This is a genomic window from Marinobacterium marinum (genome assembly GCF_013868415.1).
Taxonomy (GTDB): Bacteria; Pseudomonadota; Gammaproteobacteria; order Pseudomonadales; family Balneatricaceae; genus Marinobacterium; species Marinobacterium marinum.
Genome location: NZ_JACEMT010000049.1, coordinates 169,275 through 185,686, shown reverse-complemented (window position 1 = coordinate 185,686; position 16,412 = coordinate 169,275). Strand labels below are relative to the sequence as shown.

The 16,412-nt window shown below is 56.2% G+C and carries 10 protein-coding genes; 6 read left to right on the top strand and 4 right to left on the bottom strand.

What is annotated here, in order from left to right; all coding sequences use genetic code 11:
* Positions 1-166 precede the first annotated feature (166 nt).
* Together H1S06_RS09975 and corA are read left to right on the top strand one after the other, a co-directional pair.
* Positions 167-1,141 carry a calcium/sodium antiporter gene (locus tag H1S06_RS09975; RefSeq protein ID WP_181739729.1) on the top strand — a complete coding sequence of 325 codons (975 nt, stop codon included), beginning with the start codon at positions 167-169 and terminating at the stop codon, positions 1,139-1,141.
* Between the two features lie 22 nt (positions 1,142-1,163).
* Positions 1,164-2,114, top strand: coding sequence for a magnesium/cobalt transporter CorA (gene corA, locus H1S06_RS09970; RefSeq protein WP_181739727.1), 951 nt, complete (start codon positions 1,164-1,166; stop codon positions 2,112-2,114).
* A 19-nt stretch (positions 2,115-2,133) separates the two neighbouring features.
* Here the strand turns inward: corA and H1S06_RS09965 are convergent, their stop codons facing one another.
* Entirely contained in the window at positions 2,134-4,986 is a 2,853-nt protein-coding gene (locus H1S06_RS09965; RefSeq protein ID WP_181739725.1) for a bifunctional diguanylate cyclase/phosphodiesterase, read from the bottom strand.
* A gap of 122 nt (positions 4,987-5,108) precedes the next feature.
* Positions 5,109-5,576, bottom strand: a complete 468-nt coding sequence (locus H1S06_RS09960; protein ID WP_181739723.1) for an Lrp/AsnC family transcriptional regulator — start codon at positions 5,574-5,576, stop codon at positions 5,109-5,111.
* A gap of 212 nt (positions 5,577-5,788) precedes the next feature.
* Here H1S06_RS09960 and H1S06_RS09955 point away from each other — a divergent pair, with 212 nt between their 5' ends.
* The 4 genes from H1S06_RS09955 to H1S06_RS09940 all read left to right on the top strand — a co-directional run bounded on the left by H1S06_RS09955 (position 5,789) and on the right by H1S06_RS09940 (position 13,509).
* Positions 5,789-9,322, top strand: a complete 3,534-nt coding sequence (locus tag H1S06_RS09955; protein WP_181739721.1) for an indolepyruvate ferredoxin oxidoreductase family protein — start codon at positions 5,789-5,791, stop codon at positions 9,320-9,322.
* Positions 9,315-10,508, top strand: a complete 1,194-nt coding sequence (locus H1S06_RS09950) for an amino acid aminotransferase (RefSeq protein ID WP_181739719.1) — start codon at positions 9,315-9,317, stop codon at positions 10,506-10,508. The genes H1S06_RS09955 and H1S06_RS09950 overlap by 8 nt, the downstream gene beginning before the upstream one ends.
* An 89-nt stretch (positions 10,509-10,597) precedes the next feature.
* Positions 10,598-11,983 (top strand): sodium-dependent transporter, encoded by a 1,386-nt coding sequence (locus tag H1S06_RS09945; RefSeq protein WP_181739717.1) that lies wholly within the window; start codon positions 10,598-10,600, stop codon positions 11,981-11,983.
* A 116-nt stretch (positions 11,984-12,099) separates the two neighbouring features.
* A complete protein-coding gene (locus tag H1S06_RS09940; protein ID WP_181739715.1) occupies positions 12,100-13,509 on the top strand; it encodes an MFS transporter in 1,410 nt (469 codons plus the stop codon).
* A 90-nt stretch (positions 13,510-13,599) separates the two neighbouring features.
* On the opposite strand, the gene H1S06_RS09935 is transcribed toward H1S06_RS09940, so the two are convergent.
* Positions 13,600-15,015 carry an aldehyde dehydrogenase family protein gene (locus tag H1S06_RS09935; protein ID WP_181739714.1) on the bottom strand — a complete coding sequence of 472 codons (1,416 nt, stop codon included), beginning with the start codon at positions 15,013-15,015 and terminating at the stop codon, positions 13,600-13,602.
* Between the two features lie 69 nt (positions 15,016-15,084).
* On the bottom strand, positions 15,085-16,410 hold the full coding sequence (locus H1S06_RS09930; RefSeq protein ID WP_181739712.1) for an alginate export family protein: 1,326 nt from the start codon (positions 16,408-16,410) through the stop codon (positions 15,085-15,087).
* Positions 16,411-16,412 lie beyond the last annotated feature (2 nt).

Genomic DNA, 16,412 nt, shown 5'->3' with positions numbered 1-16,412 from the left:
GCTGTGTCTCATCAAATGATGGCGCGTATTATAGATCGTTGTTTTCAAAGCACAACCCCCTTTTTTCATTTTTTTTCACTTTCGTCATAACCAAGACGCAAAGCCTGTGTCAGAGTATGATGCACGCCTGCATAGACGACGCGAACAACGAGGAGTTTTGATTCAAATGTTGATGGCAATTTTAGCCGTGGTGGGTGGACTCGCGGTACTGGTCTGGAGCGCCGACCGTTTCATTGATGGCGCCGCTGCAACAGCCCGGCATGTTGGCATGCCACCCCTGCTGATCGGCATGGTCATTATCGGTTTCGGCACCTCCGCACCGGAAATGGTGGTATCGGCATTTGCCTCTATCCAGGGCAACCCCAACTTGGCCCTGGGTAACGGCTACGGCTCCAACATCACAAACATCGCTCTTATCCTGGGCATTACGGCCCTGCTCAGCCCCATTGCCGTACATTCACAGATTTTGCGCAAGGAACTTCCCCTGCTGGCTATCGTTACCCTGCTGGCCGGATATCAACTGATGGATGGTGAAATAAGCAGCACGGATGCTTTGATATTGCTGGGCGTATTCTTCCTTATAATGGGTTGGTCTATTACCCAGGGCATGCGCCAGCGCGGTGACGCACTGGGCATCGACGTGGAACAGGATATGGGCGATGAAGAGAGCATGCCGCTGAACAAGGCCATTTTCTGGCTGCTGCTGGGTCTGGTACTGCTTGTCGGTAGCTCTCGCGTACTGGTCTGGGGGGCTGTCGATATCGCCAGCGCCATGGGCATCAGTGATCTTATCATCGGCCTGACAGTTGTCGCCATCGGCACATCTCTGCCGGAACTGGCCTCATCCATTATTGCCGTGCGCAAGAACGAGCATGATCTGGCTCTGGGCAACGTCATCGGCTCCAACATGTTCAATACTCTGGCTGTCGTCGGTATCGCGGGCGCTATTCACCCCATGACGGTCAGCCCCGAAGTATTGACCCGCGACTGGATCGTCATGGCAGGTCTCACCCTGTCACTGTTTATTTTTGGTTATGGGTTCCGCGGCCCCGGCCGCATCAGCCGTCTTGAAGGCGGCTTGCTGGTCGCTACTTTTATCGCCTACACCAGCTATCTGGTATATGGCGTCATAAACGCTTAAACAAGACAGGGGGGAGACGCCTTTGATTCGTACTTTCGCACTGGAAGCCGGCAAACTGCGCGAACGCGAGGTTGCTGACCCTACAGCTATCGACCTTGAAGGTGCCAGCTGGATTGACCTGCAGGACGCAGATGCAGAGGAACGGCAGACGGTTGAGCAACTCTTCTCGCAAAACCTGCCCGATGCCGATGAGGTAGAGGAAATCGAGTCCAGCTCTCGCTATTTTGTCGAGGGCGAAGACCTGCATATACACTCGCTGTTTCTATATCAAAGCGAGGGCCGTTTTCGTACGGCCAGTGTCGCCTTCACGCTCAATCCTCAGCGCCTGATCAGTAGCCGCGATGTTGAGCTGCCCGACTTCCGCCTGACGCGGCTGCGAGCCCGTCGGGGCTGGATCGAAGCCAACTCCCCGTTACAGGTCATGATTTCGCTGTTCGAGCAAAAAGTCGACAACCTGGCCGACCAGCTGGAGGACCTGCACCGCAGTCTGGAACAGGTCAGCAATGAGGTTCTGGAAGATCGCGAAGCCGATTTGGGCGAGCAACTGGATCGGCTGGCCAAGCTGGAAGACAGTAACGGTCAGATTCGTCTGTGTCTGATGGATACTCAACGTTCCACGTCATTTCTGCTGCGACATATCCGTCAGGAAACGGCCAGCGTGGAGACCTGTCGCGAAATTTTACGCGATCTGGATACTCTAATGGCCCACGCCACTTTCGTATTTGAAAAGATCAACTTCCTGCTCAATGCGGCGCAGGGGTTCATCAACATCCGCCAGAACCAGATCATCAAGATCTTCTCAATCGCGGCTGTCGTCTTTCTGCCACCCACACTGGTCGGCACTATCTACGGCATGAACTTCAACACCATACCCGAACTGGACTGGGCCTTCGGCTATCCAATGGCACTGATCCTGATGGTGACCTCGGCTATCTCACCTTATATGTTCTTCAAGCACAAGGGCTGGTTGTAAACCGGCCCCGCCTTTTCCTTCAGGTCAGCCGGCGGCCAAACTGCTCCGCCGGCAGCGGCCTGTCGAAATAGTACCCCTGTGCGATGTTACAGCCTGCCGTACGCAGAAACTCGCAATGAGCCTCGGTTTCCACCCCTTCGGCCACCGTCATGATATTCAGATGTCGGGCAATATCGATAATGGATGAGGTAATAGCAACATCATCCTTGTCTTCCGGTATACCCATAATAAAGGTGCGGTCGATTTTCAGTTTATCCAGCACGAAACGTTTGAGGTAAGCCAGACTGGCATAACCCGTACCAAAATCATCCAATGCGATACGAATACCCAGCTCTCGCAGCTGCTCCAACAGTCGTACAGAACTGTCCACATCGCTCATCAGCACACTTTCTGTCACTTCCAGCACCAACTGGCGGGGATCAAACCCTGTACTTTCCAGCGCCCCCTTCACCTCTTCCACCAGCGCCGGACGAAATTGGACCGCCGAGACGTTCACAGCTATCGAAATGGGTTCGACCAACTCCCGGTTCCAAATTTCACCCTGACGACAGGCCTGCTCCAGCACCCAGGCGCCAATAGGGATAATCAGCCCCGTCTCCTCCGCCAGCGGGATAAACCTGTCAGGCATTACCAGACCTTGCGGGCTATTCCAACGGATCAGGGCCTCACAGCCTGACAGTCGGTTCCGACCGAAATCGTACTGCGGTTGATAATACAACTCGAACTCTTCGTGCTTGAGCGCATCTCTCAAACCGCTTTCCAGCAACAGGCGTTCCGACACTCTCTCGTTCATGGATGAGGTGAAACACTGGAAGTTATTACGCCCCTGTGCCTTGGCATAATAAAGCGCGGTGTCCGCATTTTTCAGCAACGTATCAAAATCCTGACCATCTGCAGGAAACACCGCCACGCCGGCACTTGCCGTCACGACCAGTTCATGATCATCCAGGTTCAACGGCCGCGTCACCTGCATCAAACAGTGAGCTACCAGCGCCTCCAAATTATCCTGAGGTTCGGCACTGGGTAACAATGCCACAAACTCATCGCCGCCGATTCGGCTCAGAATTGCGCCGCCGCGCATTTCGGATGACAACCGCTGGGCCATTCTCTGCAGCAGGGTGTCTCCCGCGCCATGGCCCAGCGTATCATTGACGTTCTTGAAACGATCCAAGTCGATGATCACCAGCGCCACTTTTTCGTTTCTCTGACGAGCCCGACTGATGGCCTGCTTTGTGCGCTCACGAATCAGGCGTCGGTTGGGCAAGTCGGTCAAGGCATCAAAATCCGATAAATAGCGCACCTGGTCTTCGGCAGCCTTGCGTTCGGAAATATCATTCAGCATGGCAACATAGTTGAGCGGTCGCCCCTGATCATCACTGACCATGGTGATCGAGAGCCACTGGGGATAAATATCTCCGTTACGGCGACGATTCCAGACCTCGCCCTGCCAACGCTGCTCGGCATGCAACACTTTCCACATTTGACGAAAAAATGCCTGACTGTGACGCCCCGAGGACAGCAGCGCCGGCGATTTGCCTACCACTTCGCTTGCGCTATAACCGGTTATACGACAAAACGCCGGGTTGACCGCCATGATGCGATTTTTGGCATCACTGATCATGGCACCCTCACCAGAGGCCTCGAATACCTTACCGGCCAGCTGCAGCTCTCGTGAACGAGTTTCCAATTCGTCTCTCTGGCTATCAATTTCGCTCTGATAACGTTGCATCAGTACCCGTAGCCAGCGCGTGATCATCAAGGCGCCTCCCATGGCAACAACCAGCGCCAGGGCAAGCAGCATCAGCAAGGCCACCAGGTCTTTGTACAGCCCGGCTTCCAGCTGTTCACGCTGCTGGTTCAGGCTGGCAATCAGTTCATCCTGATAAATACCGGCCACCAGCACCCAGTCCCATTCAGGTACTCGCTGCACCAACGCCAGCTTTTCCTGTTTTTCCTGACTACCTTCACGGTACCATTCATAATTGACGAAGCGCCCTTCCGGCGTAGCCTGCTCGACCAGCCAGCGCGCGATATCGCGATGCTCCCCTTCCAGCGCCTGCACTGAGCGCCCTTCATGCCCGGGACTGGACGGCCATAGCAAAATGCGCCCTTCCGGCTGGAGAACCGCCATATAGCCATGATTTTCCAGCCGGATGGTTTGCAGTCTCTTTAAGGTCTGCTGTTGCAGGTCCTGCTCGACCTGATACAGGTAGTCGCCACTGCCGATAATCCAGCCCAAAGGCTCGAAGGACTCGACATAGGCAATTTTTTCCCGCATCTCGTCGGGATAGTCGGGCGCATACCAGCGATAATGGGAAAATCCCATACCGCGCGGTTCTCGCGAGGCGTCCAGCAGTCCGCGCATGATGTAGTGCCCGGTATCGTCCCGGTTGTCATACAGGGAGCGCCCTTCGGCCTCGGGCATAATCGGTAGCAGGACGCACTCTCCGTCCACCGTATCAATAAAAATGTAACCACGCCCATCAAAGAAACGTAGATCCCGCAGCGCCTCACGTATCAGTTGCGCGGCAGCCTGGGGGTTATTCGGATTACGCACCTGCTCTTCGGCATAGATGGCACGCGCCACACTGACCGCCTGACTCACTTCATCCCTGACCTGTGTTTTCAACACGGTCTCGGTTTGCTGACGAACAAAATCGATATAACTCAGTGTCGAGTCCACATGATCGCGCAGCTTCTGATGACTACGTTCCAGCTGAACCTGCCATTGCTGCCGAATATACTCTTTGCCGGCACTGTATGCGTTAAAGATGAAAAAGGCGGACACGGCCAGCATCAACACCCCGACCATGCCGAGGATGACCCGTGTCTGGTAACGCGGCAAAGTGTCTGCATTAATGGTCAGTGACATTAATTGGTCTCTGCAGAATTGTAACAGCTCTCGTCCGGCCACTATCCATGCCACCCCGAACGAAGATACAAATCACAGACTTATAACACCACGCCAAGGTTAATCGCAAACACCAACTGCATTCACAGAGGCAAATGCTGAGTATTTTTGATTTCACGCAGGGCAAAATTGGAATGTACCTGTGCGATACCCTGCAGGGTAAATATTTTCTCATTCAAGAAGCGGTCATAGGATGACATATCCGGCACCACGACACGGAGCACGAAGTCGGCATTACCGGTAACAGCAAAGCATTGCAAAACCTCGGGATACGCACTGACCTGCTGCTCAAACTCCGCCGTACTGTCTATATGATGTCGCTGTAATGAAACAAGCACAAATACGCTCATCGCCTGCCCCAGTACTTCGGGGCTAAGCAATGCGCTGTATCCCGCAATCGCGCCCTGCTCTTCCAACGCACGCACACGCCGCCAGCAGGCAGCTGGCGACAGACCTACATTATCGGCCAGTTGCTGGTTGCTGATACGCCCATCCTGCTGCAGGTGATGCAGGATTTTACGGTCATACGTGTCCATCTCGAACTGTTTCATTTGGTAACACTCTTATTTTATCGAATATTTTTTCTTATATTTATCAAAATCAAAAGATTCTTGCAAAAAAATGGCATTCTTGCCAGCAAATAACAAGCACCTTTATCTGTCATCTCCCTACAATTTAGCTCCAAGACCATGAGAGGAATTGTCACTCTGCCATCCGGTGCCACCTCTCGATAACAACAAGATCCAACAAAAGGAGTCCGGGTATGACCGTCAATGCCAATACCCCCGCACTCGACGACTATCGTCTCGAGGATCGTTACTTGCGCGATACGGGTCGCGTGTTCCTGACCGGCACCCAGGCGCTGGTACGCATCCCCCTTATGCAGGCTCGTCTCGACAAGCAGAACGGCCTCAACACCGCCGGTCTGATCAGCGGCTACCGTGGCTCCCCCCTCGGCGCCTACGACCAGGCGCTCTGGCAATCCAAGAAACTGCTTGATGACCACAAGATCGACTTCGTGCCGGCCATCAACGAAGACCTGGGCGCAACCATTATTCTGGGCAGCCAGCAGGTCGAAACGGATGAAGACAAGCAGGTCGACGGTGTATTCGGCCTCTGGTACGGCAAGGGCCCCGGCGTGGACCGCGCCGGCGATGCGCTCAAGCACGGCACCACCTACGGCAGCTCCCCGCACGGCGGCGTGCTGGTTGTGGCCGGTGACGACCACGGCTGTGTATCATCTTCCATGCCGCACCAGTCCGACGTGGCCTTCATGGCCTGGTTCATGCCGACCATCAACCCGGCCAGCCTGTCCGAGTACATGGACTTTGGCCTCTGGGGCTATGCCCTGTCGCGTTTCAGCGGCTGCTGGGTCGGCTTCAAGGCGATCTCCGAGACCGTCGAAAGTGCCTCCTCTATCGAGTTGAAGCCGCTGCCGACCTTTGTTACCCCGACCGATTTCACCCCGCCAGCCGACGGTCTGCACTACCGTTGGCCGGATCTGCCTGGCCCTCAGCTGGAAACGCGTATCGAGCACAAGCTCGCCGCCGTCCAGGCCTTTGCCCGTGCCAACCCGATCGATCGCTGCCTCTTTAACAACAAAGACGCACGTTTCGGTATTGTCAGCACCGGCAAGGGTCATCTGGATCTGCTGGAAGCGCTGGAACTGCTGGGCATTGATGAAGCACGTGCACAGGAACTTGGCATCGACATCTATAAAGTCGGTATGGTCTGGCCGCTTGAGCGCCAGGGCATCATGGACTTTGTCCGTGGCAAGGACGAGATCCTCGTGATCGAGGAGAAGCGCGGTATCATCGAAAGTCAGATCAAGGAGTACCTGTCTGAACCGGATCGCCCTGGCGAAGTGCTGATTACCGGTAAGCAGGATCAGAATGGCGAGCCGCTGATTCCCTACGTGGGCGAACTGAGCCCGAAACTGCTGGCCGGTTACCTGGCGGCACGTCTGGACCGCTTCTTCGGGGTGAAATTCAGCAACAGCATGGAGCAGATCAACTGCTCACTGGGCATCACCGATCCGGGTGGCGTGCGCCGCATGCCGTACTTCTGCTCCGGCTGCCCGCACAACTCTTCCACCAAGGTCCCCGAGGGCAGCAAGGCGCTGGCCGGTATCGGCTGTCATTTCATGGCTTCCTGGATGGGGCGTGATACCGAGTCCCTGATTCAGATGGGTGGCGAGGGTGTCAACTGGATCGGCAAGAGCCGTTACACCGGCAACCCGCACATCTTCCAGAACCTGGGTGAAGGCACCTACTTCCACTCCGGTTCCATGGCGATCCGTCAGGCGATTGCGGCCGGGATCAACATCACCTACAAGATCCTGTTCAACGACGCCGTGGCCATGACCGGCGGCCAGCCGGTAGACGGCCAGATCACCGTGGATGCCATCGCCAAGCAGGTATCCGCCGAAGGCGCCAAGCGCGTAGTGGTGCTGAGCGACGAGCCGGAAAAATACAAGGGCAACGAATCCCTGTTCCCGCAGGGCGTGACCTTCCACGACCGCTCCGAACTGGATGCCGTGCAGCGCGAACTGCGCGACATCGAAGGCTGCACCGTGCTGATCTACGACCAGACCTGTGCCGCCGAGAAGCGCCGTCGCCGCAAGCGCGGCCAGTTCCCGGACCCGGCCAAGCGCGCCTTTATCAACCATCACGTGTGTGAAGGCTGTGGCGACTGCTCCACCCAGTCCAACTGCCTGTCCGTGGTACCGCGCGACACCGCACTGGGCCGCAAGCGCAAGATCGACCAGTCCTCCTGCAACAAGGACTTCTCCTGCGTCAACGGCTTCTGCCCGAGCTTCGTCACCATTGAAGGTGGCCAGTTGCGCAAGTCCAAGGGCATGGATCTGGGTGCCGAGCTGGAACAGCGTCTGAACCAGCTGTCGCTGCCCAACATTCCGACCCTGCAGGGCAGCTATGACCTGCTGGTGGGTGGTGTCGGCGGTACCGGTGTTGTCACCGTCGGCCAGCTGATCACCATGGCGGCACATCTGGAATCCAAGGGTGCGTCCGTACTGGACTTCATGGGCTTCGCCCAGAAAGGCGGTACCGTACTGAGCTACGTGCGTCTGGCCGGCTCGCCGAGCAAGCTGCACCAGGTCCGCATCGAGAACGGTCAGGCCGACGCCATGGTCGCCTGTGACATGGTCGTTGCGACCTCGCAGAAGGCCCTGAACGTGTTGCGCCCGAACCACACTCGCATCGTCGCCAACGAAGCCGAGCTGGCGACCGCCGACTACGTGATGTTCCGTGACGCCGACATGCAGGCCGAGAAACGCCTGAAGCTGCTCCAGGACGCCGTGGGCGAAAACGCCTTCGATCAGCTGGATGCCAACCTGATCGCGGAAAAACTGCTGGGCGACACCGTATTCTCCAACGTCATGATGCTCGGTTTCGCCTGGCAGAAAGGTCTGGTACCGGTATCTCTTGAAGCGCTGATGCGTGCCATCGAACTGAACGGCGTCGCCATCGACCGCAACAAGCAGGCATTCGGCTGGGGCCGACTGGCGGCGGACGATCGCAACTGGGTCGAGTCACAGCTCAGTGAAGAAGCCCGCACCAAACCGGTCACACCGGAGAACGAAACACTTGAACAGCTGATCGAGCGTCGCAGCGCGCACCTGACCGAGTATCAGGATGCCGCCTGGGCCGCTCAGTACAAACAGCTGGTAGAGCAGATCCGTACCGCTGAAACCTCTCTGGACAAGAACGAACAGAAACTGACACGTGCCGTGGCACAGCAGCTGTTCCGCCTGATGTCCTATAAAGATGAGTATGAAGTGGCGCGTCTGTTTACCCAGACCGACTTCCTGAAAGAGGTCGAACAGACCTTCGAAGGCGACTACCACATCAACTTCAACCTGGCACCGCCCGTCTTGTCTGGAGTATTGGGTGGCAAAAAGGATGCGAAAGGTCGCCCGCTGAAGCGTCAGTTCGGTCCCTGGATGCTGAAGGCTTTGAAAGTTCTGGCACCTTTGAAGGGGCTCCGTAACACTGCGTTCGACCCCTTCCGTTTTTCCGCCGATCGCAAGCTGGATCGTGCCCTGCTGGCGGAATACCAGGAACTGCTGAACCGTATTGCCCACGAGCTGAACGCCGGCAACTACGAGTTCGCCGTCGACCTGGCAGAACTGCCGTCCGAAATCCGTGGCTACGGCCCGGTACGTGAACAGGCTGCCGAAGGTGTTGCCGAGAAGCGCAAGCATCTCATCAAGGCATTCGAAACCGGCCAGCCGACCCTGATCAAGGTCGCTCAGGCGGAGGAGAAAGCACATGTTTGAACAACTCAAAACCCTTCCTCAGGATCCGATTCTGAGTTTGATGAAAACCTTTCGCGAAGATCCGCGTACCGACAAGGTGGATCTGGGTGTCGGCGTCTACCGTGACGAAGCCGGTAATACACCCATCATGGCAGCCGTACAGGCTGCCCAGGAACGCCTGCTGGCCACCGAGACCACCAAGGCCTATATCGGCCCGGCCGGTACGGAAGGATTCAATCACCTGATCGGTCAACTGATTCTGGGCCAGGATCACCCTGCACTACGGGATGATCGCGTCAACGTGGTGCAGACACCAGGCGGTTGCGGTGCATTGCGTATGGCCGCCGAATTTCTCAATCTCTGCCAAGCAGGGACCACCGTCTGGGTCAGCGCCCCAACCTGGGCCAACCATATTCCATTGTTGACCGGGGCGGGACTGGACATCCGCGAATACCCCTATCTGGACAAGGCCACCCTGAGCGTCGATTTCGACGCCATGACGGCCTGCCTGGAACAGGCAGCAGCCGGTGATGTGGTACTCCTGCACGGCTGCTGTCATAATCCGTCCGGCGCAGATCTGAACGCCGACCAATGGTCCGCTATCACGGACCTGGTCGAGCGCAAGGGATTGCTGCCGTTTATCGATATTGCCTATCAGGGCCTGGGCGAAGGCCTGGACCGGGATGCACAGGGGGTGCGCTTGATGGCGCAGCGTCTGCCGGAAGTGATCGTCGCGTCCTCCTGCTCCAAAAACTTCGGCCTCTACCGGGAACGTACCGGTGCCCTGATGCTGATTTCAGCCAACGCCCAACAGGGCAAGGCCGCCACCAGCCAGCTGCTGAGTGCGATCCGGTCGCACTATTCCATGCCTCCCGCTCATGGCGCAGCGGTGGTCGAGATGATCCTCGACACCCCCGAGCTGATGCAACAATGGCAACATGAACTCAACGGGATGTGTTCCCGCATTCTTGAGCTTCGTGCCGGTTTAAGTCAGGCACTGACTCCAGCCGGTGATTTCAGCTTTATCGAACGACAGCGCGGGATGTTCTCGTTTTTGGGCATCTCACCACAACAGGTACAGACACTGCGCGACGAGTTCGGCATCTACATGCTGGATTCCAGTCGGATCAATATCGCTGGTCTTTCCACTGAGACATTGCCCCGCGTTGCCGAGGCTCTGAGGGAGGTGGTTGAGCATACTGAATAGCCAGAATCCAGGCCCCTGTCGCTTCACGGCAGGGGCTTTTCAGTACCGGCACTGACCGATAACAATAACGATACCGGAGAACTCTCATAATGAGTCAAGCAACCCCTAAAGCGCACCAGCAGGCTGGTAACCTCTGGTCCTCACGCATGGCCTTCATCTTGGCAGCCGTTGGCTCTGCCGTAGGCCTGGGCAACATCTGGAAGTTTCCCTACATTACCGGCGAAAACGGTGGCGGCGCCTTTGTTCTGGTCTACCTTGCCTGCATCGCCGTCGTTGGCATTCCCGTACTGATCGCCGAAGTAATGGTCGGACGTCGCGGCGGCCAGAGTCCCGTGGCCAGTATGCGCGAACTCACAACAGTGGAAGGCACCCGCAAAGGCTGGCGCCTGATCGGCTGGAACGGCATCATTGCGTCATTTCTTGTCCTTTCCTTTTACTCCGTCATCGGCGGCTGGGCGCTGTCCTATGTAGGCAAAGCGGCCTCAGGCATGTTTGCCGGCGCTGATGCGGATACCATCGGTAACACCTTTGGCGGCATGCTGGCCAGCACCGGCGACCTGATGCTGTGGCATAGCATATTCATGGCCATTGTTATCCTGATTGTGGGTCGCGGCATCCGCTCCGGCATGGAAAAAGCGATCAACACCCTGATGCCTTTGCTGTTCATATTGCTGTTCATCATGGTCGGTTACGCAACCACTACCGGAAAATTTGGTGAAGCCGTCAGTTTCATGTTCTCACCGGACTTCAGCAAACTGACCACTGAAGGTGTCTTGACTGCACTGGGCCATGCCGCCTTTACCCTGAGTATCGGCATCGGCGTGATGATGGCCTACGGCTCCTACCTGCCGCAAAACGTCAACATCGCCCGTACGGCCATGACGATTGCTGTCATGGACACTGGCGTAGCACTGCTGGCCGGTTTGGCTATCTTTCCGCTGGTATTTGCCAATGGGTTGGAGCCGGGCTCCGGGCCTGGCCTGATTTTTGTGACCCTGCCACTGGCATTCGGTCAAATGACCGGCGGACTGATCTTCGGCACTCTGTTTTTTGCTCTGCTGCTGGTCGCAGCTTTGACCTCCGCCATTTCCATGCTGGAGCCGGTAGTAGAATGGCTGGAAGAACACAAGGGTATCAGCCGTGCCAAAAGCGCACTGTTCGGCGGCCTGGCGATCTGGCTGGTGGGTATCGGTACCGTGCTGTCGTTCAACAACTGGGCTGACTTCCACCCATTGGCCTTTATCCCCTTCTTTGAAGGCAAGACCGTGTTCGATCTGCTCGACTTCCTGGTCTCCAACCTGATGATGCCACTGGGCGGTCTGGCCATTGCACTCTTTGCCGGCTGGGCCATGAAGCGTCAGGGACTGGATGACGAGATCGGCCTGAAAGGCGCTGCCTACAGCGCATTCATGTTCGTACTCCGCTTCCTGACACCGGCCGGTATTGTGGTGGTATTCCTATACAACCTGCTGTAATCCCCTCTCGTTTTAAAAGCCGGCCCAGCGCCGGCTTTTTTTATCGAGCAAACACTCTGTCCTTTTACCTGATTACCGCTAGAATGTAATACCAATTATCGTTAACAAGGCCCTCCATGAGCACACTCCAGGATACGCCTTACGCCTCAGCTTCCGTGCGCTGGCTGACACTTCTGAGCATCTGTGTCGCCACCTTCCTGATGCCGATGAGCATGTCAGCCGTCAACGTGGCACTGCCGGCCATCGCGGCAGACCTGAATGCAGATGCAGTGCTGGTCAGTTGGATTCCAACCATGAATTTGCTGGGCGCCATTGCCCTGCAACTGCCGGCCGGACGCATTGCCGACATGATCGGAAGGAAAAAAGTTTTTCTGGCAGGCGTGTTGTTATTTTCACTCAGTTCGTTTGCCATCACTCTGGTTGATCACATCGGCTGGCTGCTGCTGATGCGACTGCTGCAGGGGATTTCCGGTGCCATGATTTTTGGCACCGGCATGGCGATCGTGTCTCAGGTTTTTGCAGATCACGGACGCGGTATGGCGCTGGGCCTGACATCCACATCCGTGTATCTGGGTCTGACCTGTGGCCCGCCTATTGGCGGCTGGTTAACAGAATGGTGGGACTGGCACGCCGTATTTCTCGCACCGTTGCCACTGGCAGTCATCTGTGCAGTGCTGGTTTGGATACATGTACAGGAAACCGAGCGCAAACTGGACGAACGGTTGGACTGGGTTGGCAGTCTGTTATTTATTGTCGCATCGAGCCTGTTTTTTATCGGCCTGTCCGAACTTCCCGACTGGACCGGAATAATTCTGGGCAGCCTTGGGCTTGCGCTATTGGGACTATTTGTCTATCAGCAGGAGCATACTCCATACCCCCTGATCAGACTGCGCCGCATGGTTAAAAACACGGTGTTCTTTCGCTCTATTCAGGCCAGTTTTTTCATGTATGCCGCCAACTACCCCCTACAGTTCCTGCTCAGCCTTTACCTGCAATATATTCGCGGGTTGTCGCCCGCAGAAGCAGGACAACTGATGTTGCTGCAAGCCATGATGATGGCAATACTGGCTCCTATTGCCGGACGCCTGTCAGACCGATTCGAGCCTCGCATCCCCGCCACCCTTGGCAGCCTGCTGTTCGGTGTCGGCTTCCTGATTCTGGCCATGCTCAATCAGGATAGCGGCCTGGAGCAGGTGGTCCTGGCACTTCTGGTCATGGGAACCGGGTTTGGTCTTTTTTCTTCTCCTAACAACAACGGTGCCTTAAGTGTCATTCCGACTGATAAACTGAGTATCGGCTCATCCCTGCTGAACATTTCCAGAACCCTTGGCAACATGTTGGGCATGGCTGTTGTAGTCTTCCTGTTTAACCTGATGATTGGCAACGCACAGCTGGTACCCGAGCAATACCCGGCCCTGATGGATCTGTTGGAACTGGCCTTCCTGCTTTGCTGCGGTTATTGCCTGCTGGCAGCCTGGCGTTCCTGGTCGCGGGGGAAAGTACATGTATACGTAGAGACGAAGTAGCAAGGATTACAAAAGCACCTAAAAAAAGCCGGGGATGAACCCCGGCAAGCACTTTCGTAGCATTAACGAGAAAGTGAGATGATTACGTCATCAGTTGCGCTTGATGCTGAGTAGCTGTGGCTGGGTGTACTCAAGCAAACCTTCTTCCCCAAACTCAATACCGATACCTGACATTTTGCTGCCACCGAAGGGGCAGTGGGGCAAAACTTCAGCATGGTTGTTGATCCAGGCAGTACCGCTTTCCAGGCGCATCGCCACTGAGCGCGCCTGCTCAATATCCGTGCCCCATACCGAGCCACCGAGCCCGTTGACATTGTCATTCGCCATGGCGATCGCCTCTTCAACGTCGCTATACGGAATCACCGGCAGTACAGGGCCAAACTGCTCTTCATCCACCAGACGCACACCATTACGGACATCCGCCACAATGGTTGGTGGATAAAAATAGCCGTTACCCGGTTGCACACTGCCACCACTCAGCACACGTGCTCCATGTGCCTTCGCATCCTCGACCAGTTCAACTACCAAGTCCAACTGGGCCTTGTTCTGTACCGGGCCGAAGTTCACACCCTCATCCAGGCCGTTACCCACGACCTGTTCAGACGCAATATCCGCCAGTCGCTGACAGACTTCGTCATATTGTGATTCGTGCACGTACAAGCGCTTCAACGCCGCGCAAGTCTGCCCCATATTGATAAAGGCCGTCTGGAATATCCCCGGCACCAGCGCATCCAGATCTTCACCCGGCAACAGGATACCGGCATCGTTGCCCCCCAGTTCCAGTGTCAGGCGTTTCAGGTTGTCCGCCGCCTTGCGCATAATGTCTTGCCCTGTGGGGGTAGAACCGGTAAAGACAATTTTATTGATCTCGGGATGCTGAGTCATGGCACGGCCAATGCCGCCTTCTCCCGTCACGATATTGATCACCCCCGCCGGTACAACCTGGTTGATCAGTTCAACCAGTTTCAGGGTGCTGAACGGTGTCATTGAAGACGGTTTTGATACCACACTATTGCCGGTACGCAGCGCGGGCATAATGTGCCAGACCGCAATCAGCAGCGGCCAGTTCCAGGGGGTGATTGACCCTACAACGCCCAAAGGTTTGTGATGCAGTTCGGCCAAACGCTCCTCGCTGTCTTCGATCACTTTAACCGGTACTTGCAGCTCAGCGGTATATCGCGTCCACCCGACAGCGCCGGCAACTTCCATATGCGCCACGGACAATGGCTTGCCCTGTTCCAGGGTCACGACTCGAGCCAGCTCATCAGCATTAGCTTCTATCAGATCGGCCACACGGTGCAGCATGGCCTGCAGCTCAGCATCCGGCGTGTGCTGAAATGTTCTGAACGCGGACTGGGCCGCCGCCACGGCAGCATCCACCTGTTCCGGCGAAGCGGCCGGGCACTGTGCGAACGCTTCACCCGTAGCCGGGTTGATCACGGGAAACGCTTCGCGCTCACCGGCAACCGCCTGACCATTAATAAAAAGAGTCGATACCGTTTGCATCTCGGAGTCCTTATTCAATTGGCCTGCCGACAGCCTTGGCCGACAGGTCCGGGTTAACGCTTGGTCAAATCAAAATGGAACAATGGCAATCATTTGAGCGTAGACATTGGTGTCGTCATTGCCAATCTGAGAGCCGCCCTGTGCATCGCTGTTATCCGGCGTATAAAAACCGATCAAGGGGCTGACAATCAGGTTCGGTGTCACGACCCATTCGGCATACAGGTCTATTTCCTGTCCATCCAGTGCTCCGCTGCCACCTGCGGTATCACGGAAATCGAAGAACAACGCTCCGATACTCAGACTCTCGCTCGGAGAGGCTTTCACACCTATATGATGTACATCAGCATCGGAGTTAAATGGCCCAGCATAGTTGGCCGCCACTTCACCCTGGAACCAGGTGCCATAACCACGGTTAAAACCGAAAAACAGCGGATCAAAGCCTTCATCAAAGGTCGAGTAACGATAGTTCACACTCGGCGACCAAGGCACGTCGGCAAAGGTCCACCCGGCTTCCATATACCAGGCATCCGCGTCGGAGACCGTATTATCCCCCTGATCCTGAGTCACGAATTCACCGGACAGGAACAGGTTATCGATCCCTGCACTACCCTGGTAGCGCAGGCTCAGCGTCTGCTGGCCATCACGATGCGAAGCACCACCTTCCATCACATCCAGGCCTTCGAGATACGCCAGGCCGAAGGTGCCTTCCGGGAGAATGTACTCGGCGTTAATCCCTGCCAGCTCCATTTTGGACTGGGCAACATTATCCGATTCCAGCCAGAACAGATCGGCGCGCAAGCCTTCGGCGTCACCGATACGCACAATGGCAGTACGGTCAAAAGCCTTGCGTGCGGCCAGCCAGTAGGCTCCGCCACGATCCAGCTCGCCTCCCAGGGCATCCCCAAAGTTCAACGCATCGCTATTGATCAGGAAGCCATCCCCAATGGCAAACTGCTGACGGCCAAAGGAGATATCCAGACCATCCTGCCCCAGTGCCGGCAACATGCTCCCCGAACGCCAACCCAAGTACGCGTCTTCCAGGTCCGTCTCGGATTCGTTACCGGAAGTAAAGCCGCCCGCATCCCCGTCACCCCAGGTCGCAGAACTCAACAAATTGACGCCTGCATACACGCTGGCACCTTTGCTGCCATAGACATGACTGCCCGACAGGCCATATTTGATGTAGCCCTCTCGCCAGTTGGCACCGCCACGGTCATTATCGTACAGATAGTTTTCGTTACTGGAGAAAACACCGAAAACGGCTTCGATGTCCAAGTTCAGTTCGGAGCCGTTTTCATTGTAAAGGTTATACGCAGACGCAGGAGCAGCAAGGGTAGCCGCCACGGCTGCGCTCAATGCATAGCCGGAAGCACGGCGAACAATCTGTTTTTTCATGG